Genomic DNA, 26,890 nt, shown 5'->3' on the forward strand with positions numbered 1-26,890 from the left:
CTCACCGTTCGTTGTGGTCGCTGTTGCCGCGTGCGGCGTCTTCGAGTTCGCGCAGGACGTGCTCCTCCACCAGGTCCGCCAGGGCGGCGACCGTGCGGGTCGTCAGCACGTCCCGGGGGGTGAGCTCCACACCGAAGGTCTCGTTGGCCCGGGAGGCGATGAGCAGGCTGCGCAGCGAGTCGCCACCGAGGGCGAAGAAGTCGTCCTCGGCGCCCACGGTCGTCTCCAGGGCCTGGGACCAGACGTCCGCGAGGAATTGCTCGGTGGGGGTGCGCGGGGCGACGTGTGCGGTGGGCTCGTGCAGGTCGGGACCGGGTGCGGGCAGGGCCGCGCGGTCGGTCTTGCCGTTCTCGGTGAGCGGGAAGCGCTCCAGGACGACGAAGGCCGAGGGGACCATGTGTCCGGGCAGCGTCCGGGCGGCGAACGCGCGCAGCTCCGCGCCGGCCGGGACCTCGGCGTCCGGTGCGGCGAGCAGGTGGGCCACCAGGCGCGGCGTTCCGGGCTCGTCCTCCCGTACGGACACCACGGCATCGGCGACGGCGGGGTGGCCGGCCAAGGTGGCCTCGACCTCTCCTGCCTCGATCCGGTGGCCGTGCAGTTTCATCTGGTGGTCGGTGCGGCCGAGGTAGTGCAGCTCGCCCCGGGCGTCGCGGCGGACGAGGTCGCCGGTGCGGTACATCCGGTCGCCCGGCGCGCCGTACGGGTCGGCGACGAACCGCGTGGCGGTCAGGCCGGGGCGGTGGAGGTAGCCGCGGGCCAGCGAGGGTCCGCTGATCCACAGCTCGCCGGCGATGCCGTCGGCGACCGGGCGCAGGCGCCCGTCGAGCACATACACCCGGCTGCCCGGCCGCGGGCGCCCGATGGGGGGTGCGGCGCCGTCCGGCCGGAGCGGTCCTGACCAGGTGGCGACGACCGTGGCCTCGGTGGGCCCGTACGAGTTGATCATCCGGTGGTGCGGGGCCCAGCGTGCGACCAGGTCGGCGCCGCAGGCGTCCGCGCCGACGATGAGCGTGCGCAGGTCCGGCAGCGTTCCCGCGGTGGCTGGCGGCACCGTGGCGAGCGCGGCGGGCGGCAGCAGGGTGTGGGTGATGCCCTCCCGGCGCAGCACCTCTGCCAACTGCTCGCCGAGCAGCGGTCCGGGCGGCGGCACCACGAGGCGGGCACCGGCCGGCAGGGCCATGCACAGCTCCAGCACCGAGGCGTCGAAGCTGGGGGTGGCGAAGGCCAGGACCCGGTCGCCCGGCCGCACTTGGTAGTGATCGGCCTCGGTGGCGGCGAAGCCGGCCAGGCCGCGGTGGGTGACGACCACGCCCTTGGGGGTGCCGGTGGAGCCGGAGGTGTAGATCACGTAGGCCGGGTCGTCGAGGGCGAGCGGGCGGACGCGGTCCCGGTCGGTGGGCCGGTGGGCGGGTGCGGCGTCGTCCTCGGCGGCCAGGAGGTCGTGGACCTCGTCGGCCTCCAGGGTGACGGCCGGTGCGGCGTCGCGCAGCATCAGCGCGATCCGCTCGGCCGGGTACCCGGGGTCCACGGGCAGGTAGGCGGCGCCCGTCTTGGCGGTAGCGAGCTGGGCGACGACCATGTCGGCCGATCTCGGCAGGACCAGGGCGACGAGGTCACCGGGGCCGGCCCCCCGGGTGAGGAGGTGGTGTGCGAGGCGGTTGGCCCGCGCCTCCAACTGGGCGAAGGAGAGCCGGAGGTCCGGTGCGGTCACCGCGGGGGCGTCCGGCCGGCGGTCGACCGCCGCCTCGACGAGCGCCGCCAGGGTGGCGGCCGGGACGGTCTCGTCCGCCGGTGCGGAGCGCCCGGTCAGCCGGTCGCGCTCGTCCGGCGGCAGGATGTCGATCCCGTCCACGCTCGTCGCGCCGTCGGGGGCCGCCAGGGCGCCCAGGGTGTGCACCAGCTGGGCGGCCAGGGACCGGGCGGTGGACTCCTCGAAGTACCGCGGGTCGTAGCCGAGTTCGACGCTCAGGTGGGTGTCGGGCGAGATCACCACGGTGAGCGGGTAGTTGGTGGCCTCCAGGGCGTGCAGATCACGGACCCGCAGGCCGTGCGCGGTGGCCGCGGTGTCGTTGATCGGGTAGTTCTCGAAGACCACCAGGCTCTCGAACAGCGGTGTCCCGGCGGGCAGTTCGCTCCAGTTGCGCAGGTCGGACAGCGGGACGTGGTCGAAGCCGCGGGCGTCGGCCTGCGCGGACTGCAGACCGCGCAGCCAGTCGGCCGGGGCCGCGCCGCCGTCCACGTCGCACCGCACCGGCAGGGTGTTGATGAACAGGCCGGTGATGGCGTCGGCGCCGGGCAGGTCGGCGGGCCGGCCGGAGACCGTCGTGCCGAAGCACACCTCGCGCTCTCCGCTCCAGCGCGCCAGCAGCAGGCCCCAGACTCCTTGGACCACGGTGTTGAGGGTGAGGTGGTGGCGCCGGGCGAAGTCCTGGAGCGCGGCGCTCTCCCGTTCGCCGAGCCGCTCGGAGAGCCAGGTGCCGGCGCGGGTGGCGGCACCTGGCGCCGGGCGCCGGTCGTAGGGCAGCGGGGTGGGGGCGGTCAGGCCGGCCAGCGCCGTGCGCCAGTGCGCTTCGGCCGGGGCCGTGTCGTGGGCGGCGAGCCAGGCGGCGTAGTCCGCGAACGGCCTGCGGTCCGGCAGGTCCGGGGCGGTGCCCCGGGTGAGCGCCGCATGGCAGGAGAACACGTCCGACAGGACCTGGAAGACGCTCCATCCGTCGAGCAGCACATGGTGGAAGGTCCACACGACCCGCACCTCGGCCGGGGACAGCCGGACGAGGGTGAGCCGCAGCAGCGGCGCCCGGTCCAGGGCGAGCCCGCGATCCCGGTCCTCGGCGAGCAGCCGCGTCAGTTCGGCGTCGCGCCGCTCCTCGCTCAGGCCGCTCCAGTCGAGCTCGGTGACGGGCAGCGCGACGGAGCGGTGGACGGTCTGCAGGGGTACCGGCACCTCGTGCAGGATCACGGCGCTGCGCAGCACGGGGGTGCGGTCGACGACCTGCTGCCAGGCGGCGGCCAGCAGCCGGGAGTCGGGGACGCCGTCCAGAACGAAGGTGGCCTGTTCCACGTAGAGCCCCTGGTCGGGTTCGTCGAGCCCGTGGAAGACCAGTCCGGTCTGGGTGGGGGTCAGCGGGTAGACGTCCGTGACGTCCCGGCCGTCGCCGACGAGCCGGTCGACGGTGTCCTGGTCGAGGCGGACCAGCGGGAAGTCGGAGGGCGTGCGCCCGCCGGCGTCCGGCTCCGCGCAGTGCCGCACGATCTCCCGCAGTTCGGCGGTCATCGCCTCGGCCAGTTCGGCCACGGTGGCCCGCAGGTGCCGGTTCGTCGAGTACGACCAGGTGAACTCCAGCCGCTTGTCCGCCACCAGGCCGACGACGTCGATCAGGTGCGGCCGGTCGGCCGCCCGGTCCATGTCGCCCTCCAGCGCGCCGTACGGCGCGTGCAGCAGGCCGTCGCCCGCGGACGCGCTCCAGTCCTGCTGGCCGAGGTAGTTGAAGGCGATCTGCGGGTCGGCCGGCAGCCCCGTGGCCGCCGGGGTGCGCAGCCGGCGCAGCGCGCCGTGTCCCAGGCCGTGCCCGGGCAGCGTCCGCAGGCCCTCCTTGGCGGACTTCAGCGCCGTGGCGAGGTCCGCGTGCGGCGGCAGGTCCAGCGCGACCGGGAACATGGTGGTGAACCAGCCGACGGTGCGGGAGAGGTCGACATCGTCGAAGATCTCCTCGCGGCCGTGGCCCTCCAGTCCGATCCGTACCCGGTCGTGCCCGGTCCAGCGGGCCAGCACCCGGCCCAGGGCGCACAGCAGGACGTCGTTGATCCGGGTCCGGTAGACGTCCGGCACGTCCTGGAGGAGGCGGCGGGTCTCCTCGGCGTCCAGGCGGACGGTCACGGTGTCCTCGGAGTCCGCGGAGTTGCGGCCCGTGCGGTCGGTGGGCAGGTCCGTGTGACCGTCCGGCGCGCTCCAGTAGGCGAGTTCGTCGTCGAAGCCGCCGGCGGCGGTGTGGTCGTGCAGCCGCTGCGCCCAGGCGCGGAACGAGGTGGTCTTGGGGCCGAGCCCGGCCCGGCCCCCGGCGCGCACCCGGCGGTAGGCGGTGTCGAGGTCCTCCAGGATGATCCGCCAGGACACCGCGTCGACGACCAGGTGGTGGGCCGCCAGCAGCAGGACCGGGCGGTCCTGCTCGCCCCGGTGGCACAGCGCGGTCGTCAGCAGCGGTCCGTCCGCGAGGTCGAAGCCCGCGCACAGGTCCGCGGTCAGCCTGCGCAGTTCCGCGGTGCGGTCCTGCGGCTCCAGGTGCGCGAGGTCGTGGACCTCCAGGGCGGGAGCCGCACCGGGCGCCGCGCTGTACTGGCGCCAGTGGCCGTCGCCGGTCGTCTCGTACCCCATGCGCAGGGCGTCATGGTGCTCCAGCACCGCGGCCAGGGCGGCGCGCAGCGCGCCCTCGTCGACCTCGGCGGCCAGCTCGAAGGAGAGCGCCTGGGTGAAGTGGCCGGGGCTGTCCGGGACGCTGTCGAACAGCCAGTGCTGGACGGGGGTGAGCGGCACCTCGCCCACCACCGGGCCCTGTTCGGCGGTGGACACCACGGCCGACAGTTCGCCGGACGCCGCGGCCAGGGCGGCGACGGTCTGGTGGACGAACAGATGGCGCGGGGTCAGCGCGAGGCCCGCGCGGCGGGCCGCGGAGACGATCTGGATGCTGAGGATCGAGTCCCCGCCGAGGGCGAAGTAGTTGTCCTCGGCGCCGACCCGTTCCACGCCCAGCACCTCGGCCCAGATCCCGGCGAGCACCCGCTCGGCGTCCGTGCGCGGCGGGACGTACCCGGCGGCCGGGGCGGCCCAGTCGGGCGCCGGCAGGGCACGCCGGTCGAGCTTGCCGGTGGCTCCCAGCGGCAGCCGCTCCAGGGGAACGACGACCGCGGGGACCAGGTGGTCGGGCAGGCTCTGTGCGAGGAAGGCACGCACCGCGGCGGGATCGGCGCCCGCCGCACCCCGGGTGACCACATAGCCCACCAGGCGCTTGTGGCCGTCGGTCTCGACCACCCGCGCGGCGGCCTCGGCCACCTCGGGGTGCCGGGCCAGTGCGGCCTCGACCTCGCCCAGTTCGATGCGGAAGCCGCGCACCTTGACCTGGTCGTCGCCGCGGCCGAGGTACTCCAACTGCCCCTCGGCGTCCCAGCGCACGAGGTCACCGGTGCGGTACATCCGCTCGCCCGGAGGCCCGAACGGATCGGCCAGGAAGCGCCGGGCGGTCAGACCCGGCCGGGCGAAGTACCCGCGGGCCACGCCGGTCCCGGCGAGGTAGAGCTCGCCGGGCACGCCGACGGGGACCGGCCGCAGATGCGGATCGAGGACGTAGGCCCGCGCGCCGGCGACGGGGCTGCCGATCGGCGGGGTGCGGTCCGGGTCGGCGGGGTCGCAGTACCAGGCGGTGGCGTAGACGGTGGCCTCGGTGGGGCCGTAGATGTTGGCGACCCGGCAGCCGGGGACGGCGGCGCGGACCTCTCGTACGGTACGGGCGGCGAGCCCCTCACCGGCCAGCACCACGGTGTCCGCCGTGACGTGCACGGTGTCCTCGGCGAGCAGCTGGCCGAGGGCGGACGGGACGGCGCTCAGCAGGCTCGCGGTCCAGGGGGCGGAGCGTTCGGCGAGGGCCAGCAGGTCGCTCACGATCTCCACGCAGCCACCGGACAGCAGCGGGCTGAAGATCTCGAAGACCGACACATCGAAGTTGAGCGAGGTGGACGCCACGACGTGGGACAGCCCTCGGCCGCCGAACTCACCGGCCGCCCAGTCGGCCAGCGCGACCACCGATCCGTGGGTGGCCACCACGCCCTTGGGCAGGCCCGTCGAGCCCGAGGTGTGGATGACGTAGGCGGGGTGGGCGGGCAGCAGCGCACCGGCCCGCTCGCCGTCGCCGAGGTCGGCGGCGGACTGTGCGGCGAGCAGGGGAGCGGTCCCGGGGTCGTCGAGCGCGATCCGGGTGGCGGGCCCCTCGGGCAGCCGGCCGGCCAGCTCGGCGGTGGTGAGCACGATGTCCGGCCCGATGTCGTCGAACAGGAAGGAGACGCGCTCGGCCGGGTACTTGGGATCGACCGGCAGATAGCCGGCGCCGCTCTTGAGCACGGCCAGCAGGGCCACGATCAGGTCGGCGGTGCGCGGCAGGGCGAGGGCGACGAACCGCTCCGGGCCCGCGCCCGAGGCGATCAGCAGCCGGGCCAGGCGGTTGGCGCGTTCGTTCAGCTCCCGGTAGGTGAGCTTGTCGGTCCCGGACAGCACGGCGGTGGCGTGCGGGGTGCGGTCCGCCTGCGCCTCGAACACCTCGGGCAGGACGCGCCGCGGCCGGGTGGCGACGTCCCCGCCGAACTCCCGCAGGATGCGCCCGCGTTCGCCGGTGGTGAGCAGCGGCAGGTCGCCCAGGCGGCGGTCCGGGTCGGCCGCCATCTCCGTCAGCAGGACCCGCAGGCAGGTGCCCAGCCGCTCGACCGTCGCGGCGTCGAAGGCCGCCGGGTCGTAGTCGAGGGCCACGGTGAGGCGTTCACCGGGGGCGACGATCACACTCAGCGGGTAGTTGGTCGGCTCCAGGTCGCGTTCCTGCTGGATGCCGAGGCCATGACGGGCGAGAGCGTCGCTGTCGAAGGGGTAGTTCTCGAAGACCACGATGCTGTCGAACAGGCCGGTCCCGCGCGGGACTTCGCTCCAGGTCTGGAGCTCGGTCAGGGAGACGAAGTCGTAGCGCCTGGACTCGGACTGGGCCGTCTGCAGGTCGCGCAGCCAGTCCAGCAGCCCGCGCTGCCCGTCGACCCGGACCCGGGTGGGGAGGGTGTTGATGAACAGGCCGACCATGGACTCCACACCGGGCAGCGCGGCGGGCCGCCCGGAGACGGTGGTGCCGAAGACCACGTCGTCGCTGTTGCTGTAGCGGGACAGCAGCAGGCCCCAGGCGCCCTGCAGCACGGTGTTCATGGTGAGGCCGGACCGCTGTGCGGTCTCCCGCAGGCGCGTGGAGTCGGCCTCGTCCAGCGTGACGTGGACCGAGCCCGAGGACGAGGCGCGGTGGGCCTCCAAGGGCTTGCGGTCCCGCGGGAGTTCGGTCGGCGAGGTGAATCCGGCCAGCGCGGTGCGCCAGTGCCGTTCGGCCTGTGTGCTGTCCTGCTCCGCCAGCCAGCGCAGGTAGCTGCCGAAGGGCGGTCGGGCGGGGACCTCGGGGCGGCGGCCCGCGGTGAGCGCCGCGTACCGTTCGCAGATCTCGTCGAAGACCTGGGCCGCGCTCCAGCCGTCGAGCAGGACGTGGTGGAACGTCCACACCAGCCGGACCCGGTCGTCGGACAGCTTGATCAGGGCCAGCCGCATCAGCGGGGCGGCGGCGAGGTCGAGGCCGGCCGCCCGGTCCTCGGCGAGCAGGGCGGTCAGCGCGCGCTCGCTCGCGTCCGCGTCCCACCCGGACCAGTCGTGGTGGGTGACGGGCACGGTGGCCCGCGCCTGGACGACCTGGAGCGGCTCGGCGGTCTCCTCCCACACCAGGCGGGTGCGCAGCATCGGGTTGGCGTCGGCCGCCTGCTGCCAGGCCGTGGCGAGCGCGACCGGGTCGGTGACACCGGAGAGCACCAGCTGGACCTGGTTGAAGTAGGTGTGGGAGTCGGGGTCCATCAGGCTGTGGAAGAGCATCCCCGCCTGCATCGGGGTCAGCGGGTAGATGTCCTCCACCGCGCGGCCGTCCGCCGCGACCCGGTCCACGGCCGCCTGGTCGAGGCGGGCGAGCGGGTAGTCGGAGGGGGTGCGGCCGCCGGCGTCCGGCTCCGCGCAGTGCGCGACGATGTCCTCCAGCGCCGTGAGCATGCCGGTGGCCAGCGCGGTGACCGTCTCCTCGTGGTGCACTCCGCTGCTGTAGTACCAGGTGAGTTCGAGACACCGTTCCTCGACCCGGCCCACCACGTCCAGCAGGTGCGGCCGCACGGACTCGGGCGCGGCGGCGCCGTCGAGCCCGCCGCGCACCGTGCGGATCAGCCGTCCGTCGCCGGACCAGTCGAACTGCCCCAGGTAGTTGAAGCTGATCCGGGGCTGGGGCGCACCGGCGAGTTCGGCGGCTCCCGCGAGGTGCCGCAGCGCCCCGTGGCCGAGCCCGCGGCCGGGGACCGCGCGCAGTTGTTCCTTGACGGACTTGAGCGCCGCGGCCCAGTCGCCGGCCGGGACGTCCAGGGCGACGGGGAACAGCGTGGTGAACCAGCCGACCGTACGGGACAGGTCGACGCCGTCGAAGAGGTGGTCCTCGCGGCCGTGTCCTTCCAGGCCGACGGCGACGGTGCGCTCTCCGGTCCAGTCGGCCAGCACCCGGCCGAGCGCGGTGAGCAGCACGTCGTTGATCTGCGTGCGGTAGACGCCGGGCACCTTCTGCAGCAGGTCGCCGGTCCGTTGCCGGTCCAGGCGGACGGTGACCGAGCGCAGGTCGGCGATCGTGTTGCTGCCGTCGGCGTCGACGGGCAGCGCAGCCGCGGAGTGTGCGGCCACCGCGTTCCAGTGCGCACGCTCCCCGTCGAAGGCGCCGGCCTCGGTGTGGGCGTGCAGCCGGCGGGCCCATTCCTGTACGGAGGTGGTCCGGGCGAGCGGGCTCGACGGCTCACCGGTGCGGGCCTGCTGGTAGGCGCTCTCCAGGTCCTCCAGCAGCACCCGCCAGGAGACCCCGTCGACCACCAGGTGGTGCACGGTCAGGAACAGCCGCGGCGGCTGGTTGCGGGCACCGGTGAACAGCTGGGCGGCGAGCAGCGGGCCCGCGTCCAGCCGGAAGCCGGCGTGCGCCTCGGTCGTGGCGGCCTCGACCGCGGCGGCGCACTCCTCCTCGTCGCGTCCGGCCAGGTCGCGCACCTGCAGCAGCTGCGGTGCGGTGGCGTCCGGGGCGGGGCAGTGCTGGTGCCAGGTGCCGTCGGCGCGCTGCGCGAAGCGGGCCCGCAGGGCGTCGTGGTGGGTCCACAGGACGTTCAGGGCACGGTCCAGCGCCTGCGGATCGGGCTCCTCGGCCAGTTCGATGACCAGGGACTGGTTGAAGTACCCGGGACGCTCCGGTCCGGCGTCCAGGAACCAGTGCTGGATCGGGAGGAGGGGGACGTCCCCGGTCACCGGGCCGGTGCCGCTGACCGTGGTGGTGGCACCGGTGGCGGCGGCCAGGGCGGCGATCGTGGGGTGCCGGAACAGGTCCCTGGGGGTCAGCGTCAGGCCCGCCCGGCGGGCGCGCGAGACGACCTGGATGCTGAGGATCGAATCGCCGCCCAGCATGAAGAAGTTGTCCTCGACGCCCACCCGGTCGACGCCCAGCAGGGCGCACCAGATCTCGGCGAGGATCCGCTCGGCCTCGGTGCGCGGCGCGAGGTGCTCACCGGCGGTGGCGGCCGACCAGTCGGGGGCGGGCAGCCTGCGCCGGTCCACCTTTCCGTTGCCGGTGAGGGGCAGCGCGTCCAGGGTCACGAACGCGGCGGGGAGCATGTAGTCGGGCAGCTCGGCGGCGAGGGCGGCGCGCAGCTCGTCCGCCTGCGGCACGGTCGCGTCCGGGGCGGGGACGAGGTAGGCGACCAGGCGCTTGCGGCCGCCGTCGGCGGGCACGGTCACCACCGCTTCACCGACCGCGGCATGGCGGGTGAGCACGGCCTCGATCTCGGCCGGTTCGACGCGGAAGCCACGGATCTTGATCTGGTCGTCGGCGCGCCCGACGAAGTGGAGTTCGCCGTCGGCGCTCCAGCGCACGATGTCGCCGGTGCGGTACATCCGGGTCCCGGCCGGTCCGAACGGGTCGGCCAGGTAGCGTTCGGCGGTCGCGCCGGGGCGGCCTGAGTAGCCACGGGCGAGCCCGGCGCCCGCGAGGTAGAGCTCTCCCGGGATGCCCGGCGGCTGGGGCTGCAGCGCGTCGTCCAGGACGTAGACGCGGGTGTTGTCCAGCGGGCGTCCGATGGGCAGGGCGGCGGGCAGCGGGTCGCCGGAGCGGAACGGCCGCCGGGTGGCGAAGGTGGTCGTCTCGGTGGGGCCGTAGCCGTCGACCACGGTCAGGCCGGGGCAGGCGTCGAGGACGCGGCGGACCGCGGCGCCCGGCACCGCCTCGCCGCCGGTCCACACCTCCCGGGCGCCGCGCAGGCACTCGGGGTCCTCCTGGGCCAGCAGGCGGAACAGTCCGGCGGTCAGCCACAGGCAGGTGACGCCCTGCTCGGTGACGGCCCGGCGCACCGTGGCGGCGTCCACGTCGGCCGGCGGGGCGAGAACGGCCCGGCCGCCGCGCAGCAGGGGCACCCACAGTTCGTAGGTGGCCGCGTCGAAGGCCTGCGGGGAGTGCACCAGGACCCGGTCGTGTCCGTCGAAAGCGCGGTCGAAGGCGAGCGCCACGACGTCCCGGTGGCGCACCGCGACGCCCTTGGGGCGGCCGGTGGAGCCGGAGGTGAACATCAGGTAGAGCGCGTTGTCGGGGTGGAGGACGGGCAGGGGCGTGCCCTCCGGGGCGACGGGGCCGGCCGGTGCGTCCGTGACCTGCAGGGTGCGCCCGCCGGGCGCCGCCGCGCGGGCGGTCTCCTCCCAGGCGGCGTCGGTGAGCACCAGGCCGGCCGTGGTCTCCGCCAGCACCTGCCGCAGCCGCTCCCGTGGCGCGCGGCCGTCCAGCGGGACGTACACACCGCCCGCCTTGACGAGCGCGAGCTGGGCGACGACGAGGGCGGCCGACCGGTCCATGAGGACCCCGACGGGGGTCTCCGGCCGCACGCCGAGCCCGGCCAGCCGACGGGCCAACGCGTCGGTGCGGGCGTCGAGTTCCCGGTAGGTCAGCCGGGTGTCCCCGGCGTCCAGCGCCGTGGCGTCGGGGGTGCGCCGGACCTGGGCGGCGAACAGCTCGGCCACCGTGCCCTCGGGCAGCGTGGTGGCGGTGTCGTTCCACTCCTCGACCACCTGACGGCGGCGTGCCGCGCCGAGCACCGGCAGCCGCGCGGGCGGGCGACCGCCGTCCGCGGCCATGCCCTCCAGCAGCACGGTGAGGTACTCGCCCATCCGCTCGACGGTGGCCGCGTCGAAGAGTTCCGGGTCGTAGCCGAGCCGCAGGGCCAGCTCCGGACCGGGGTAGGCGACCAGGCTCAGCGGGTAGTTGGTGGTCTCGATGCCGTCGAGACCGCTCAGCCGCAGTCCGTGCGCGGCGGCGAGGTCGTCGCCGACCGGGTAGTTCTCGAACACCACGATGCTGTCGAAGAGTCCGACCCGCTCGGGCAGGTCGCTGAACGCCTTCAGCCGGGCGAGCGGGACGAAGTCGAAGCGCCGGTCGTCGGTCTGGATCTCCTGGACCCGGCGCAGCCAGGCCGTCAGGGTGCCGTCGGCGGGGACGGTCAGCCGCGTCGGTACGGTCGCGATGAACAGGCCGTTCATCGCCTCGACGCCGGGCAGCTCCGGCGGCCGACCGGACACGGTGGTGCCGAAGACGACGTCGGACCGGCCCGTCTGGCGGGCCAGCAACAGCGCCCAGGCGCCCTGTACCAGCGTGTTCATGGTCAGGCCCGCGTCCTTGGCCAGGTGGTCCAGGCGGCGGGTGGTGGCGGCGGGCAGGGAGATCCGCACCGCCTCGGTGGACTCCGCGCGGTGGGTCTCCCGGGGCTCACGGTCGAAGGGCAGCGCGGTGGGCTCGCTCCAGCCGTCGAGCCGGGCCTGCCAGTGCGCTTCGGCCTGGGCCCAGTCGCGGTCCTGCAGCCAGGCCACGTAGTCGCGGAACGGGCGGCGGCCGGGCAGGCCCGCGTCCGCGGGCGCGTCGTCGCCGGCCGCCCGGCCGCGCAGCGCGGCGTGGCACCGGAAGACGTCGGAGAGCACCTGGAACAGGCTCCAGCCGTCGAGCACCAGGTGGTGGAAGGACCACACCACCTGCACCTCGGTGTCGGAGCGCCGGGCCAGGACCAGGCGCAGCAGCGGGGCGGTGTCGAGGTCGATCCCGCGCCGCCGGTCGCTCTCGAGCAGTTCTTGCAGCTCGGTCCGGCGTTCGTCGTCCGACAGGGCCCGCCAGTCCAGTTGGGTGACCGGCACGGTGACGCCGCTCTCCACCACCAGCAGCGGCTCGGGCACGTCCTGCCATACGACGCGTCCGCGCAGCACCGGGGTGCGGTCGGTCACCTGCTGCCAGGCCGCGGCGAGGGCCTGCGGGTCGGGCACCCCGTCCAGGACGAAGGTGAGCTGCTGGAAGTAGACGCGTCGGTCGTCCTGGGAGAGCCGGTGGAAGAGCATGCCGGCCTGGGTGGGGGTGAGCGGGTGGATGTCCTCGACGGTGCTGCCGTCGCCCACCAGCCGGTCCACGGTGGGCTGGTCGAGCGCGGCCAGCGGGAAGTCGGAGGGGGTGCGGCCGCCGGCGCCGGGGCGGGCAGCGTGCCCGGCGATGTCGGCCAGCGCCCGGGCGAACTGCCCGGCCAGCCGGGTGACGGTCTCCTCGTGGTGGAGGTTCGCCGAGTAGAACCAGGTGAACTCCAGGGCGTCGCCGTCCAGTCGGCCGACGACCTCCAGGGCGTGCGGCCGCGGCGCGGCGGGGTCGGCGTCCAGCTCCAGTTCGCGGTGCGGACCGCGGTAGAGGCTGCCGTCACCGCCCGGGGTGCCGAACTGGCCGAGGTAGTTGAAGCTGAGGCCGGCGGCCGGGGCGCCGGGCAGGCCCTCCGGCCGGATCAGATGCCGCTGGACGCCGTAGCCGAGGCCGCGCCGGGGCACGGCGCGCAACTGCTCCTTGACCGACTTCAGCACGGTGCCCCAGTCGGCGTCCCGCGCCACGGCGAGGGCGACCGGGTAGCGGGTGGTGAACCAGCCGACGGTACGGCTCAGGTCCACATCGGTGAAGAGTTCCTCCCGGCCGTGGCCCTCCAGGTCCACCGGGACCCGGTCGTGTCCGGTCCACTCGTGCAGCACCCGGCCCAGCGCGCTCAGCAGTACGTCGTTGACCTGGGTGCGGAAGGCCTGCGGCAGGGTGTGCAGGAGGACGGAGGTGTCCGCCGGGGTGAGGCGCACGGTCACCGAGCGGGCCGAGGCATAGGTGTTGGCGCCGGTGAGGTCGGTCGGCAGCGCCGGGTCGCAGGTGCGGGCCAGCGCCGTCCAGTAGTCCGTCTCGTCCTGGAAGCCGCCCGTTTCGGCGTGCGCCGTCAGCCGTCGCGCCCAGTGGCGCAGTGGAGAGGACTTCGGCGGCAGCGCGGTGTCCGCTCCCCCGCGGCGGGTGCGGTAGGCCCGGTCCAGGTCCTCCAGCAGGAGCCGCCAGGAGACGCCGTCGACCACCAGGTGGTGGACGGCCAGGTGCAGGACGGGCGGCAGACCGGTGCCCCGGTCGTGGAGCACGGCGCGCAGCAGGGGGCCGTGGCGCAGGTCGAACGGCCCGAGGTGCGGTGCGTCGCCGTCGGGGCCGGTGTGGCGGTGCAGCGCGAAGCCGGGTGCGTCGGCGTCGATGTGCTGGCGCCACCGGCCGTCGCCGTCCGGTACGAAGCGCGAGCGCAGGGCGTCGTGGTGGGCGAGCACGTCGTGCAGGGCGGCTTCCAGCGCCGTGGCGTCCAGGTCGTCGGCCAGCTCGACGGACATCGTCTGGGCGAAGTGACCGGCCCGCTCCGGATCACTTTCGAACAGCCAGTGCTGAATGGGCGTCAGCGGTGCGGGGCCGGTGGCCTCCGTCGCGGGCCCCGGGCCCGGGGCCGGCTGCCCGGCGGCGTCCACGCACTGCGCGAGGGCGGCGACGGTCTGGTGCCGGTAGACGTCGCGCGAGGTGACGGCCAGGCCTGCCTGCCGCGCCTGGGCGACCACCTGGATGCTGAGGATCGAGTCCCCGCCCAGCGAGAAGAAGTTGTCGTCGACGCCGACCCGCTCGGCCCGCAGGACGTCGGCCCACACGGTGGCGAGCGCCCGCTCGGTGGCGGTGCGCGGCGCGACGTAGTCCGTCGTCCCGGCGGTCGTCCAGTCCGGGGCGGGCAGCCGGCCGCGGTCCAGCTTGCCGTTGGGGTTGAGCGGCATCGCGTCCAGGACGACGACCGAGACGGGCACCATGTAGTCGGGCACACTGCGGCCCAGCAGCCGGCGTATCGCGCCCGGCACGAGCTCCGCCCCGGGCGCCGGGACGACATAGCCGATCAGGCGCTTGTGGCCGCCGCTCTCCCGGGTGGTGGCGGCCGCCTGGGCCACCCCCGCGCAGCGCAGCAGCGCCTCCTCGACCTCGCCCAGCTCGATGCGGAAGCCCCGCACCTTTACCTGCTGGTCGGCCCGGCCCAGGTACTCCAGCTCGCCGTCGGTGGTCCACCGCACCAGGTCGCCGGTGCGGTACATCCGGCTGCCCGGCCCGGCAAAGGGGTCGGCGACGAACCGGGTGGCGGTCAGGCCGGGGCGCTTGAGGTATCCCCGGGCCAGGCCTCCTCCGCCGAGGTACAACTCGCCCGTCACGCCCGGCGGTTGCGGACGCAGCATGCGGTCCAGGACGTAGCAGCGGGTCCGGGCGACGGGCCGGCCGATCGGCGGGGCCTGCTCCGGCGTGTCCTCGTCGGCGAACCATGCCGTGGCGTACACGGTGGCCTCGGTCGGGCCGTAGATGTTGGCGACCTGGGAGGACGGCATGGTCTCCCGGATCTCCCGTACGGTCTGCGCGGGCAGCGCCTCGCCCGCCAGGACCACGGTGTCGGCCGTGACGGTGCCGGCGTCCCGGGTGAGCAGCCGGGAGACCACCGACGGCACCCCGCTGAGGAGACCGGCCTGCCGCGGCGCGGTGCCCGGCCGGTCGGCGAGGGCCGGCAGGTCGGCCACCACTTCGATGCTGCCGCCGGACAGCAACGGGCAGAGGAGTTCGAAGACGGAGACGTCGAAGTTGAGCGAGGTGGAGGCCACCACGTGCGTCAGCCGCTCCGGGCCGAACTGTGCTCCCGCCCAGGCGGCCAGGTCGGCCACGCTGCGGTGGGTGACCACCACCCCCTTGGGGCGGCCGGTCGAGCCGGACGTGTAGATGACGTACGCGGGGTGGCCGGGGTCCAGCGGCCGGGCCCGTTCGGCGTCGGTGAGGTCGTCCTCCACCGGCCCGGCCGTCTCGGCCACGGTCAGCGGATCGTCCAGGAGGAGCCGCTCGACGCCCTCGGGCAGGCAGCCCGCCGTGTCCCGGGTGGTCAGCACGAGGGCCGGCTCGGCGTCGGTGAGCATGAAGCGGATGCGCTCGGCCGGATAGCCGGGGTCCACCGGCAGATACCCGGCGCCCGCCTTGAGCACCGCCCACAGGACCGGCACCAGGTCGGCCGAGCGCGGCAGGGCCAGCGCCACCAGGTCCTCGGGGCCCACCCCGCGGCGGGCCAGCAGCCGGGCGAGGCGGTTGGCCCGCCGGTTCACCTCGTCGTAGGTGAGTTGGGTGTCCCCGCAGACGACGGCGGTCCGCTCGGGAGTGCGGGCGGTCTGCGCCTCCAGGAGCTCGGGCAGGGTGGTGTCCGGGCCGTCCTGCTGCGGGGCGTTCCAGGCGTCGAGCATGGTGCGGCGCTCGTCGTCCGTCAGCAGCGGCAGTTCGTCGACGGTCCGGTGCGGCCCGTCCGCCATCCCGTCCAGCAGGAGGTGCAGCTGACGGCTCATCCGGGCCACGGTCCGGGCGTCGAACAGGTCGGTGTTGTACTCGACGGTCAGCCCGAACGACCCGTCGCCGCGCGGCAGGAACTCCAGGACCAAGTCGAACCGTGCGGCCGGACGCGGCAGCGGATGCTCCTCGATCCGTACGCCACCGGCCTCCTGCGGGTGCACCATGGCGGTCTGCTGGACGACGAGAACCTGCACCAGCGGGGTGCGGCTGGGGTCGCGCGGCGGGGCCAGCTCCTCGACGACCCGGTCGAACGGCACGCTGTCGTGGCTGAAGGCGTCCAGCAGCGTGGCCCGCACGGTGTCCAGGAACCGGTCGACGGTGGCGTTGCCGTCGACGTCGCTGCGCAGCACCAGGGTGTTGACGAAGAAGCCGGTCACCTCCTCCAGCTCCCGGCGGCTGCGTCCGTTGGTGACGGTGCCGAACGCGATGTCGCGCTGGCCGGTGTAGCGGGAGAACAGCACCGCGGCCGCCCCGGCGAACAGGGTGAACACGGTCGTGCCCTTGGACCGGGCGAGCGCGCCGAGGCGTTCGGCCAGGTCGGCCGGGAGGTCGTGGCGGTGCGCCGCGCCGGACGTGGTGCGCACCGGCGGCCGGGGCCGGTCCGTGGGCAGGTCCAGCTGCGGTGTCCCGGCGAGGTGCCGCTTCCAGTACACGAGGTCGTCGGCGTGCTGGGCCGGGGCGGCGTGGGTGCCCTCCCACACGGCGAAGTCGGGGTACTGGAGGACTGGTTCTCCCAGGCCGTCCGGGCTCCCGTCCGCCTCGGAGGCGTACAGCGCGGCCAGTTCACGGACCAGCACGCCGACCGACCAGCCGTCGGTGACGATGTGGTGCTGGGCCAGGAGCAGCACATGCGCGTCGTCGGCGAGCCGGATCAGCAGGGCCCGGGTGAGCGGGCCCGTCCCCAGGTCGTAGGGGCTCTCCAGCTCCTCGACCAGCAGGCGCTCGACCTCCGCGTCATGGCGGTCCGCAGGGAGGGCGCCGAGGTCGACGGTGCGCAACGGCACGGCGGCGGTGTCGTCGACCCGTTGCACACCGCGCCCGTCCACCGTGGTGAAGGTGGTGCGCAGGGAGTCGTGGCGCGCGGCGAGCCGGTCCAGGGCGCGGCGCAGCGCCCCGGCGTCCAGCGGGCCGCCCAGGCGCACCCCGACCCCGGTGTTGTACTCGCTGTCGCCGGCCGTGAGGTCGTCCAGGAACCACAGTCGTTGCTGCGCACCGGACAGCGGCAGCGGCCGGTCGCGCGGGACCGGGGTGACCGGCGGCGCCGGGTCGGCGGTGTCCGGGTCGCCGAGGAGCGACACCAGACCGGCGATCGTCCGGGCGGTGAACAGGTCGCGTACGGACAGCCGGTCGCCGAGTTCCTCCCGGATGCGGGACAGCACCCGCACGGCGAGGACGGAGTCGCCGCCGAGCTCGAAGAAGTCGTCGCCGGTGCCGACGGTGCTCACCGACAGCACCTCCGACCAGATGCCGGCGAGGGTCCGCTCGGCGGGGGTCCGGGGGGCGATGTGGCCCTGCTCCGGGGCGCGGGCCGGGTCGGGTGCGGGGAGCGCACGCCGGTCGATCTTGTGCTGCGCGGTCAGCGGGAACGCGTCGAGGACGACGACGGCGGAGGGCACCATATGGGCCGGCAGACTGCGGGAGACCGCGGCGCGCAGCTCCGCGGGCTGCGGGGGCCGGACCGGTTCGCCCGGGGTGACGTAGGCGACGAGCCGCTGCCGTCCGGGCTCGTCCTCGCGCACGATGACCACCGCTTCGGCGACGCGGGGGTGGCGCGCCAACGCCGCCTCGATCTCCCCGGGTTCGATGCGGAAGCCGCGCACCTTCACCTGCCGGTCGGCCCGTCCGAGGAATTCCAGTTCGCCGTCGGAGGTCCAGCGGGCCAGGTCTCCGGTGCGGTAGAGCCGGGTGCCGGGCGGCCCGTACGGACTGGCCACGAACCGTGCGGCGGTCAGACCCGGCCGGTCGAGGTAGCCGCGCGCCACTCCGGCGCCGCCCACGTACAGTTCACCGCCGGTCCCCGCCGGCACCGGTCGCATCGCCGCGTCCAGCACATGGACCTGGGTGTGCGGCAGCGGTCTGCCGATAGACGGCGTGCCGCCGCCCACGGCCAGCGGCCCGGTCCAGGAGGCGACCACCGTGGCCTCGGTGGGGCCGTAGGAGTTGATCAGCCGGCGTCCGGTCGCCCAGCGGTCGACCAGCTCCGCCGGGCAGGCCTCGGCCCCCACGATCAGGGTCCGCAGGTCGGGCAGTGCGTTGCCGGCCGACGGGGCGGGCACGGTCGCGAGCGCGGCCGGCGGGATGAGCGCGTGGGTGATGCGGTGTTCCGCCAGGACGGCCGCGAGTTCCTCGCCCAGCCACGGCCCGTCCGGCGGCACGACGAGGGTCGCCCCCGAGAGCAGGGAGATGCACAGCTCCAGGACGGAGGCGTCGAAGCTCGGGGAGGAGAACTGCAGGACACGGGCGCCCGGTGCGACGTCGTACTGGGCGGCGGCCGCCGCGGCGAAGGCGCCCAGGCCCGTGTGGGGCACCGTCACCCCCTTGGGGGTTCCGGTGGACCCCGAGGTGTAGATGACGTACGCGGGGTGCTCGGCACACAGCGGCGCGAGCCGGTCGGAGTCCCGCGGCGCCCGGTCCGGCCCCGTGGCGGGCCGGGTCTGCGCCGGGTCGTCGAGCACGACCGCCGGCCGGGCGTCGGACAGCATCAGGCTCCGGCGTGCGGCCGGGTACGCCGGGTCGACCGGCAGGAACGCCCCGCCCGCTTTGGCCACGGCGATTTCCGCGATGACGAGTTCGGCCGAGCGGGGCAGGACGACGGCCACCGTCCGCTCCGGCCCCACCCCGCGTGCGATGAGGTCGTGTGCGAGACGGTTGGCCAGCCGGTCGAGCTCGCGGTAGGTCCAGGTCCGCCGGCCGTCCGTCACCGCGGGGGCGTCCGGGGTGCGGGCCACCCATGCGGCGAAGAGATCCCCGAGCGGTGTGCCGGGCCCGGGACGCACCGGACCGGACTCGGGGGCCGGGGGGACGGTCCGGTCCTGCGTCGGTGCGGACTCCGGTGCTGAACTCTGGTGCTGGTCCGTCATGGAGGTCGGTCCTTCTCAGCGGGGACGGGGCGGTGCGGCAGGACATCGGGCAGCCCGGACGAGCGGTACCGGGCGGGAGCGGCCGGAGCGTTCGGACGAGCCGGGTGCGAAGGAGCGGGGAGTCGCACCGGCTGGTCCGCGGCGGGCCCGATTCAGGCGGTGACGGTTCGGCGTGCCGTGCGGCCGGAGATCTGGAGGCGGTCGATGCCGCCGCTGTCCGGATCCCGTACGAAGCGTCCGCCGGGTACGCGGCGGCCGGTCGAGGGATCCACCAGGTCACACGTCAGATCCGCGTAACAGACCAGCGGCGCGGGGGTGTCGCCGTTCACGGTCAGCGCGAGGGCGCCGTCGGCGTCCGCCGTGACCCGGTACTCGACGGTTCCGTTGTGGTAGGTCCCGGCGCACTGGGGAAGCGCGACGGCACGGCCCCGTTCGAGCGGGCGCGCGGCCGAGGGGACCTGCACTCCGGTGATCGGGGCGAGTTCCTCGGCCAGTTCGTGCCACAGGGCGGTGCCGTTGTTGGCGTTGCTGGTGAAGGCGACCACCGTGCCGCTGTCCGGTTCGGCCCGCAGATGGCAGGAGGTGCCCTGGGCGTTGCCGTCGTGGCCGCACCACTGCTGGGTGCCCTGCTGGAAGAGCGCGAGGCCCAGGCCCCATGCGTCGGCCAGGACGCCCGGCGCGGCACCCGGTACGGGGCGGCGCATCTCCTCGGCGGCCTCGGGTGTGAGCACCGCGCGGGGGCCGCGTCCGATCACGGCCCGGCCCAGTGCCACCAGGTCGAGCGCGCTCGCCAGCAGCGCACCCGCCGGGGCCTCCACCGGCGCCAGGGTCTGCTCCACCGGTCGCACCCGTCCCAGGCCGGCGTGCACGGAGTGGCCGCGGGCCACCGGACGCTTCGCGAGGGCATCGCCCAGGAACGCAGGAACGGTGTCCAGGGGTTCCAGGACCAGCGCCCGGACGGCGTCCTGCCAGGACATGCCGGTCACCGTCTCGATCAGGCGGCCGGCGGCGACGTACCCGGCGTTGGAGTAGGAGAAGCCGCTGCCGGGCGGGCACACCGAGTCCCGGCCTGAGCAGTGCGCGGACAGGTAGCGGGCGGGGGTCAGCGCCGCCGCGTCGTCGGAGTCGGGCCCGGTCGGCAGCCCCCCGGTGTGGCTGAGCAGTTGCCGTACGGTCAGGTGCGGTGCCCGCCGCAGCTCCGGCACGTGCTCACCGACGAGATCGGTCAGCGCGAGGTCACCGTCGTCGGCCAGGAGCTGGACGACCGCGGCCGTGTAGGGCTTGGTGACGGAGCCCAGCGGCACCGCCGTGTCCACGGTGAACTGTTCGCCCGTGCTGACGTCCGCCTCGCCCGTCTGGACCGTGTACGTGACCGAGTCGACCTGCACGGCGAGTTGGGCCCCGGGTACCTGGTGGGTACGCGCGAGGGTGTCCAGACGCTCTTGTAAGAGGCTTCGTATGTGGGTCGGCTGCCGGCTCGCGACCGGAGCACTCGAAGGATGCGGCATGAGAAAGGAACTCCCGGAACTCGAACTCACGGGGAAATGACGCGCCTGCCTGCCGTGGCGGCAACCCGCTCACGGCGTGGGCGAACCAGCCCCTGGGCCTGATCGCCGAGAACACCCGGCAACCGATCTCCTCGCGCGGGTCCGGCTCTTGGCACCGGGCCCGCTCTCCTCTGCGAACGGCGCTATGACCTCCGCACCTCCAACGGCAGACGACGCGCACTGACGATGACGGCCGGGTTCTGGAACTCGACCTCACGGCGGCTGGGGATCGTGATGCAGGAGAAGCGGTCCAGTAGTTGGCGCAGCGCGATGCGTGCTTCCATCCGGGCCAGGGGCGCGCCGAAGCAGAAGTGAATGCCGTGGCCGAAGGTCAGATGCGGGTTGGGGTCGCGCATCGCGTGGAAGGTGCCGGGATCGGTGAACCGGGCCGGGTCGCGGTTGGCGGCGGCCAGGTTGGCCATCAGGATGGATTCGGCGGGGATGGTCCTGCCGCCGAGTTCGACCTCACGGGTGGTGCGGCGGCCCAGTTCGGGGAACGGCGGCAGCCAGCGCAGTACTTCCTCGATGGCGTCCGGCAGCCGGCCGGGGTCCGCGCGCACCTGGGCGGCGGCATCGGGGTACCGGTCGAAGCTGAGCACGGCGTTGCCGAGCAGGGCGGTGGTGGTGATGTGCCCGGCGACCAGCAGCAGGGCCACGAAGCCGACGATCTCCTGGTCCGCCAGGCGTACGCCGTCCACCTCGGCCTGCAGCAGCCTGCTGGTCAGGCCCTCGCCGGGGTGCTTCCGGTGGTGGCGTACGTGCTCGAGGATGTAGCCGTTCATCTCGCGGACGGTGGGCGCGATGGAGTCCAGCGCGCGCTCGATATCGCTCATGTCCAGCGATTCGCCGATCTCGTCCCCGCCGAAGAGCGTCGCCGCCCACTCCTGGAACAGCCCGCGGTCACTGGCCGGCACCCCGAGCAGCTCGGCTATCACGAGGATGGGGAGCGGGTAGGCCAGCGCGTCCACCACGTCGAACCGGTCACGGTCCTCGACGGCGTCGAGGAGTTCGGCCGTGATGGCGTGGATCCTCGGTTCGAGTCCGGAGACGACGCGAGGGGTGAACGCCTGGCTGACGAGGGCGCGCAGCTTGCGGTGCTCCGGCGGGTCCATGCCGACGAAGTTGCCCTGGCGGAAGGTCTCGAAGTCGGGCTGGGTGGGGGTGAGACCGGAGAAGTCCGAGGAGTAGGTCGCCGGGTCGGCGAGCACCGCGGCCACACTGCGGTGGTCCAGAATCTGCCAGAGGTTCTGCCCCTCGTCATGGCGTACGGGATCGGCCTCGCTCAGGGCACTCCACCGGTCGACCAGATCGTCGAAGACGCAAGGTGCCTCTTTCAGTTCGTTGCTGGTCACCGGTACTCCCTGAAGTGCGGGTCCGGGAGGCTTCGTTGCTCCCCGGCGGTTATGCGCTGGACTGTTCGGCGGCCATACCCCTCGAAATGACGGTCGCCGTGTGACACAACAGGCTTACTATCACAGCCGTTTCATGCCTTTGACTGTCTTCGGATTAATTTTGCACTGCCGATGTACGAATGAGGGAAGCCAGGTTCCGGCGCACGCTATTTGCGATGTGTCGCGATATCCCAAAAAGGCATCCAGGACTCCCCGACGGCATGAACACCCAAGAAGAGGCGCCCACATGAACACCGGTTAAAGGCAGGCCGATATGGTGGACCACCGACCCCCGCGACGAATCGCGTACTCAAGCCCCCGAATCGGGGCTTCTTGTCGTCGCGGGCACGGCAGAACGGCTCTCACTGCTGGGTGATCAGCGTCGACAACGCCTGGAGGGTGCCGCGGGTGCGCTCAACGGCGACAGCAGCAACAGAGCAGCCTTGGCGGTCGGCCGGAATGCCGCAGCGGACAGACCGCCGGCACCTTCCGGCCGGAGCCGGACGTGCAATTCCGCATGTCGAGCCCCTTCGCGCTCCATGATGTGAGCAATCGAGAACATGCCGACGGGCCCGCCTCACGACTCGATGAACCAGCCCGCGAAACCCCTCCCCGGCCATTCATCTTCGCCCGGACATACGGCAGCGGAGCCGCCGTTGACCATCTCGTTACCACACATCCCCCACTGAAAACCCCTCACACATGACACGTGTCAGGCATCCCCGCGCAAGTAAAGGTGGGCGATCCGCACACGAGCCACCGGCGCCCGAAAAGAGAACAAGAGAACCGTAAACACTACCGGCAGGTACAGTTTGATGTTGTCAGCGGGTCCGCGCCCCCGAGCGCTTTCACGCCAGTCCAGCTTGACCGACAGTCTTCACTCCCAGTCATACAATAGCAACCCCCTGCGGTTTGACTGAGAGTGATTTTTATACCCATTCGCCTCGTCCCGCCAGTAGGCCGCGAGCGACCCCTGTTACTCATGAGGCAAACGATTTTCGACTACCCGTTCGAGTCGAGCGCGGAGAAGCAGGTATAGAGCGTTTGCCCAAAGAGTGGCGGAGCACTCCAGGGGGTCCCGCTATCGCCGCCGCACGATGATGCCATCACCGCTCGGCGACAAGTGCCAGACCTTGGCAAAGCGCTGCGGGGAGAGCAAGCCTCACGAGCAGATCCGGACCGGGCGCGCGACCGCGGCGGGGCGCCGGAAGGCGTGCGCCGCCGTAGCTGCCTGCGAAGAAGCCGGGCAGGCCAGGCCCGTTGCCACAGCGCTCATGAGCCACCGTGGCCTGCATCCATGGTTGTTGGTCGGCCATGGCGGCCACACGCTCCGTGGCTTGCTTTCGACGTCCGGTTAATTGGCTGGATTCCATGCCTTGCGGCCGATGCGGACGTTGCAGTAACCGCTCCGCAGTCGCTTACCCAGAAAGAGATGGCGTATTTGTTGCCTACGGGCAAGCAGTTGGCGATGAGTCGTCGAATATGCCCCGGACGACGAACGCCGCTCTCGGCGCCGGTCCGGTTCCCCAACTCCCCACGGAAGCCCGCTTTCGTCCCCGGCGGATTCCCCGGCTTCCCACAGAAGGTGACACCCGCCGGCGGAAACGTCGAAGGCCCGCACGCCGGCCGGACGGCCTTCCGTCGACGCTCCGGCGCGTACGGGAGGACGATGCTCCGTCGTCGCGTTGCCGGTATGTGCTCAAGTCCGTTACGGCAGGCCGCGGTTGGCCCGCTGCGCACAACCGGCGCGACGGTTCGGCCCGGCGCCGATGGTTCCGCACCGGCCGCGCAGTGTGGGACAGTGAAGGGTCGGAACAGCCTCGTTCGGCTCGTGAGCTTCGCTCAGCGGGCACCCCGAGCGGCGGGACGCGATCCCCGGCAGATTCTGCCGTGGCGGCCCGTGAACTCCGGACCACACGCGGCGCCTGCCGTGTGCCCGCAGTGTTGCGGCTGCTTGTGGCTGCCATCCCAACTCTTTGAGGGCGTCATTCCTTTCACCATCAGCACCCAGTATCTGGACGACACCGTACTGCTCATGGCCTGCGGAGAGATCGACCGCGCCTGCGAGCCCGTGTGCGATGACGTCCTCGCCTCGCTGCCCGCAACCCTGTCCAGCGTGGTCCTGGACATGCAGAAGGTGCCGTTCATGGACGTGACAGGTCTGCACTTCCTGTGCGCCCTGCACCGTCACACCACCCGCCACCGGATCCAGCTGCACACCCGCGGCTGGCGCGCACAACCGCGCTACGTCCTGGACTCGGCCCTGCACCTCGACCTCCAGGGCGCCGACCTGAACATCGCGGTACGCGCGGCTCTCGATCTGCTCTAGTGGAGGATGTGGCGAAAGCCCATCCGGGGGGCGGAAGTTCTCGCCTGCCGACTTCGGCGGGGGGAGAGGCCGGGACCATGGACACTCGCGCGCAAACCCGTGTTTCGGCGTACGCCATCGCGGTGGAAGACGAGCGGCTGCTCTTGGCCCGCCTGTCGGACGCGTCACCGGTCTTCGCGCCGGGGCTGTGGCACCTGCCGGGCGGAGGAATCGATCCGGGCGAGCAGCCCGTGGAGGCCCTGGCCCGTGAGCTTCGGGAGGAGACCGGACTCGAACTCGCTGCCGCTCACCTCCTCGACGCGCGGACCTATGCGGTTCGGCGACGCGGAGTGAGCTGGAACCTCACCGCGCTGTTCTACGCCGTCGACCTCACGGCCGGGGCCCCGGCCGTCGCGGAGATCGACGGTTCCACCGATGCGGCGGTCTGGATTCCGCTGGCGGACCTGCAGGACTCCATGCTGTCGCCGATGGCTGCCGACGCTCGTCGCATGCTGGAGGCCGGCAGCGGGGCGGGGCGCGAAGGTGCCGGACACGGCCCCGCGTGGAGACCTGCGAAGGGCACCGTCACTTAGCAGGAGGGCACCGTCGCTTCGCGGCGGAGGGCGAGCCTGCCGTACCTCGCGACCGCCTGCCGTTCGCTCCCCCGACGCCCCGTTCGTTCGTAGCCGCACGCCGGACGGCGAGCGGGCCGGGCGCTCCTGCCGGACTCCCCCGCCGCGCTCCCTCGTTGGCGACGGCGTGCGGCAGCGGAAAGCCGAGGGGCCCGGCCGGTCGTCCGGCCGGGCCCCTCGGCTTCCGGGTGTGGGTCAGGGCGTGGTCAGTGACCGCCCTCGTCCACGACCGCGACCTCCTCGATGTTCTGCTCGATCGCCTCCGCCGAGACGGCGGTGGAGCGAGCCCAGTAGTAGATGCCCAGGGAGAACGCCGTGATGAGCACCATGTCCCACCACAGCGGGAGGTGGCCCTGGCCGCCGAAGCCGCCCTGCCAGGCGATGAGGCCCATGCCGATCAGGTACACCGGAAGCCACTGCGCGGCCTTCCAGTCCAGTCGCGGAGCGTTCGGCAGTCGCTTCTTCGTCGCGTACCAGGCGTAGCTGCCGAGCAGCACGTAGCCGATGACGATGGCCCAGCCGAGCCGCTGGAGGGTGTCCCAGCCCGCCCAGTAGATGATCAGGCTCGCGACGACGAAGGACAGCGGCGAGACCACGCCGCCGCCGGGCAGGCGGTAGGGGCGCTCGTGGTGCGGCAGGCGGTCGCGGAAGACGCCGAACGCCAGGGGCGCGCCCGCGTACATCAGCACGCTCGCCGAGGTGATGAAGGAGACCAGCTCCTGCCAGCTCGGGAAGGGCAGGAAGCAGATCACGCCGGTCACGAACGAGATGATCAGGCCGAACCACGGCACACCGCGGCCGTCGGTCTTCTCGAACAGCCGGGGCGCGTAGCCGTTCTTGCTCAGGCCGTAGGAGATGCGCGAGGTCGAGGTGGTGTAGATCAGGCCGGTGCCACCGGGAGAGATGATCGCGTCCGCGTACAGGACCCAGCCCAGCCAGCCCAGGCCCACCACGGTGGCCAGGCCGGCCCACGGGCCGCTGATGCCCGCGTAGTCCAGCTTGGCCCACCCGTGCGCGAAGGAGGCCAGCGGCAGGGCGCCGATGTAGACCACCTGGAGAAGGATGTAGATCACCGCGCCGATCACGACCGACCCGATCGTGGCGCGCGGCAGGTCGCGCTTCGGGTTGCGGCTCTCCCCGGCCAGCTGGATGGCCTGCTCGAAGCCGAGCAGCGCGAAGATGATGCCGCTGGTGCTGATGGCACTGAGCACGCCCTTGGCGCCGAAGGGGGCGAAGCCGTGCGAGGTGAAGTTGTGCGGCTGGAAGTTGGTCGCCGCGATGATGAAGATCGCCCCGAGGGGTACGGCGATCTTCCACCAGGTCGCCGCGCTGTTCGTGTGCGCCAGCACCTTCACACCGAGGAAGTTCACCGCGACGAAGATCGCCATCAGTACGAGCGCGACGATGAAACCGCTCGGCGTGAGGGTCCCGTTCGCATGCTGGAACCCCTGGGCCCACGACCAGTGACCGGCATAACCGATCATGGCCTCGACCTCGATCGGGGCCACCGTCGCCGCCTGGAGCCAGGAGAACCAGCCGAAGGACATCCCGGCCAGGCCGCCGAAGGCGTAGTGGGGGTACCGCGCCGTGCCGCCGGCCACCGGGAACAGACCGCCGAGCTCGGCGTGCACCAGCGCCAGCAGCACCACCGCTACCGCGCCGATGATCCAGGAGATCAGTGCGGCCGGGCCTGCCACCACCACGGCCTTCTGGGCACCGTAGAGCCACCCTGATCCGATGATGGAGCCGACCGACGCCCACATCAGACCGATCAGCCCCACGTCCCTGCGGAGGGAGCCGGAGGAACGTGCCCTCTCGGGAGCGATCTCGTCAACGCTTGCCATAGGAGGCCTTTCAAGACAGGGCTGGCTTAAAATTTGCCTCAGAGTAGGGAGCATTCACGGTCCTGCAAAGAGTCATTGGCTGAATAGTTATATTCCTTGAAGGAATGCATACCGAACTCTCAGTGCGCCACTGTGGACATTCCGCGAGAGGCCCGAATCGGCGGCCCTTCAGGCGAGCTCGGTAGCAGGACGCAACCGGTCCATTACCCACGCGACTCTCCGCACGCCTCGCAAATTTGAGGAAAAATTGACGCTTTGGAGGGCAAAGGAATACGTCGGGTCGGGTAGCGACATTCCACATGAAGGCCATGTCGCGACTGTCGGCGAATTGCGCTCGCTCGCGCCGTAAGGGACCTGCCCCATTTCCGTGTTCAATACAGCTATTCGCCGTCAGCGGCCTCTTTTCGCTTTCGGTGTCCGGCCCGGCGGCACCGAGGGACGCTGCCGGGTAGCTCTGCCGGGAGCACCCCGGGAGGCATCGCCGGACGCCGCGCCGGGGTACCTCGCGCGGAACGGACGCACGCCCCCTCCGCCGCTCCC

The 26,890-nt window shown here is 72.9% G+C and carries 6 protein-coding genes; 2 read left to right on the top strand and 4 right to left on the bottom strand.

Annotation, left to right across the window (positions count from 1 at the left end; all coding sequences use genetic code 11):
* Position 1 precedes the first annotated feature (1 nt).
* From Scani_RS19700 to Scani_RS19710, 3 genes are all read right to left on the bottom strand, one after another.
* Entirely contained in the window at positions 2–18,628 is an 18,627-nt protein-coding gene (locus tag Scani_RS19700) for a non-ribosomal peptide synthetase (RefSeq protein WP_159478080.1), read from the bottom strand.
* A 152-nt stretch (positions 18,629–18,780) separates the two neighbouring features.
* Positions 18,781–20,136: a serine hydrolase domain-containing protein gene (locus tag Scani_RS19705; protein ID WP_159478083.1), complete on the bottom strand. Its 1,356-nt coding sequence runs from the start codon at positions 20,134–20,136 to the stop codon at positions 18,781–18,783.
* A gap of 182 nt (positions 20,137–20,318) precedes the next feature.
* On the bottom strand, positions 20,319–21,527 hold the full coding sequence (locus tag Scani_RS19710) for a cytochrome P450 (protein ID WP_159478086.1): 1,209 nt from the start codon (positions 21,525–21,527) through the stop codon (positions 20,319–20,321).
* Positions 21,528–23,259: 1,732 nt separating this feature from the next.
* Between Scani_RS19710 and Scani_RS42180 the strand changes: the two genes are divergently transcribed.
* Positions 23,260–23,895, top strand: a complete 636-nt coding sequence (locus Scani_RS42180; protein ID WP_344571096.1) for an STAS domain-containing protein — start codon at positions 23,260–23,262, stop codon at positions 23,893–23,895.
* A 77-nt stretch (positions 23,896–23,972) separates the two neighbouring features.
* Positions 23,973–24,467, top strand: a complete 495-nt coding sequence (locus tag Scani_RS19720) for an NUDIX domain-containing protein (RefSeq protein WP_159478092.1) — start codon at positions 23,973–23,975, stop codon at positions 24,465–24,467.
* Between the two features lie 245 nt (positions 24,468–24,712).
* Here Scani_RS19720 and Scani_RS19725 read toward each other — a convergent pair whose 3' ends face one another.
* Positions 24,713–26,350: an APC family permease gene (locus tag Scani_RS19725; RefSeq protein ID WP_167538123.1), complete on the bottom strand. Its 1,638-nt coding sequence runs from the start codon at positions 26,348–26,350 to the stop codon at positions 24,713–24,715.
* Positions 26,351–26,890: the final 540 nt, after the last annotated feature.

Origin of the sequence: Streptomyces caniferus (assembly GCF_009811555.1) — a bacterium.
GTDB classification, from domain to species: Bacteria; Actinomycetota; Actinomycetes; order Streptomycetales; family Streptomycetaceae; genus Streptomyces; species Streptomyces caniferus.

Bases quoted from the DNA above. Each gene is read 5' to 3' on its own strand.
- Scani_RS19700 (WP_159478080.1), bottom strand. From the start codon at position 18,628: ATGACGGACCAGCACCAGAGTTCAGCACCGGAGTCCGCACCGACGCAG.
- Scani_RS19705 (WP_159478083.1), bottom strand. From the start codon at position 20,136: ATGCCGCATCCTTCGAGTGCTCCGGTCGCGAGCCGGCAGCCGACCCAC.
- Scani_RS42180 (WP_344571096.1), top strand. From the start codon at position 23,260: ATGTGCTCAAGTCCGTTACGGCAGGCCGCGGTTGGCCCGCTGCGCACA.
- Scani_RS19720 (WP_159478092.1), top strand. From the start codon at position 23,973: ATGGACACTCGCGCGCAAACCCGTGTTTCGGCGTACGCCATCGCGGTG.
- Scani_RS19725 (WP_167538123.1), bottom strand. From the start codon at position 26,350: ATGGCAAGCGTTGACGAGATCGCTCCCGAGAGGGCACGTTCCTCCGGC.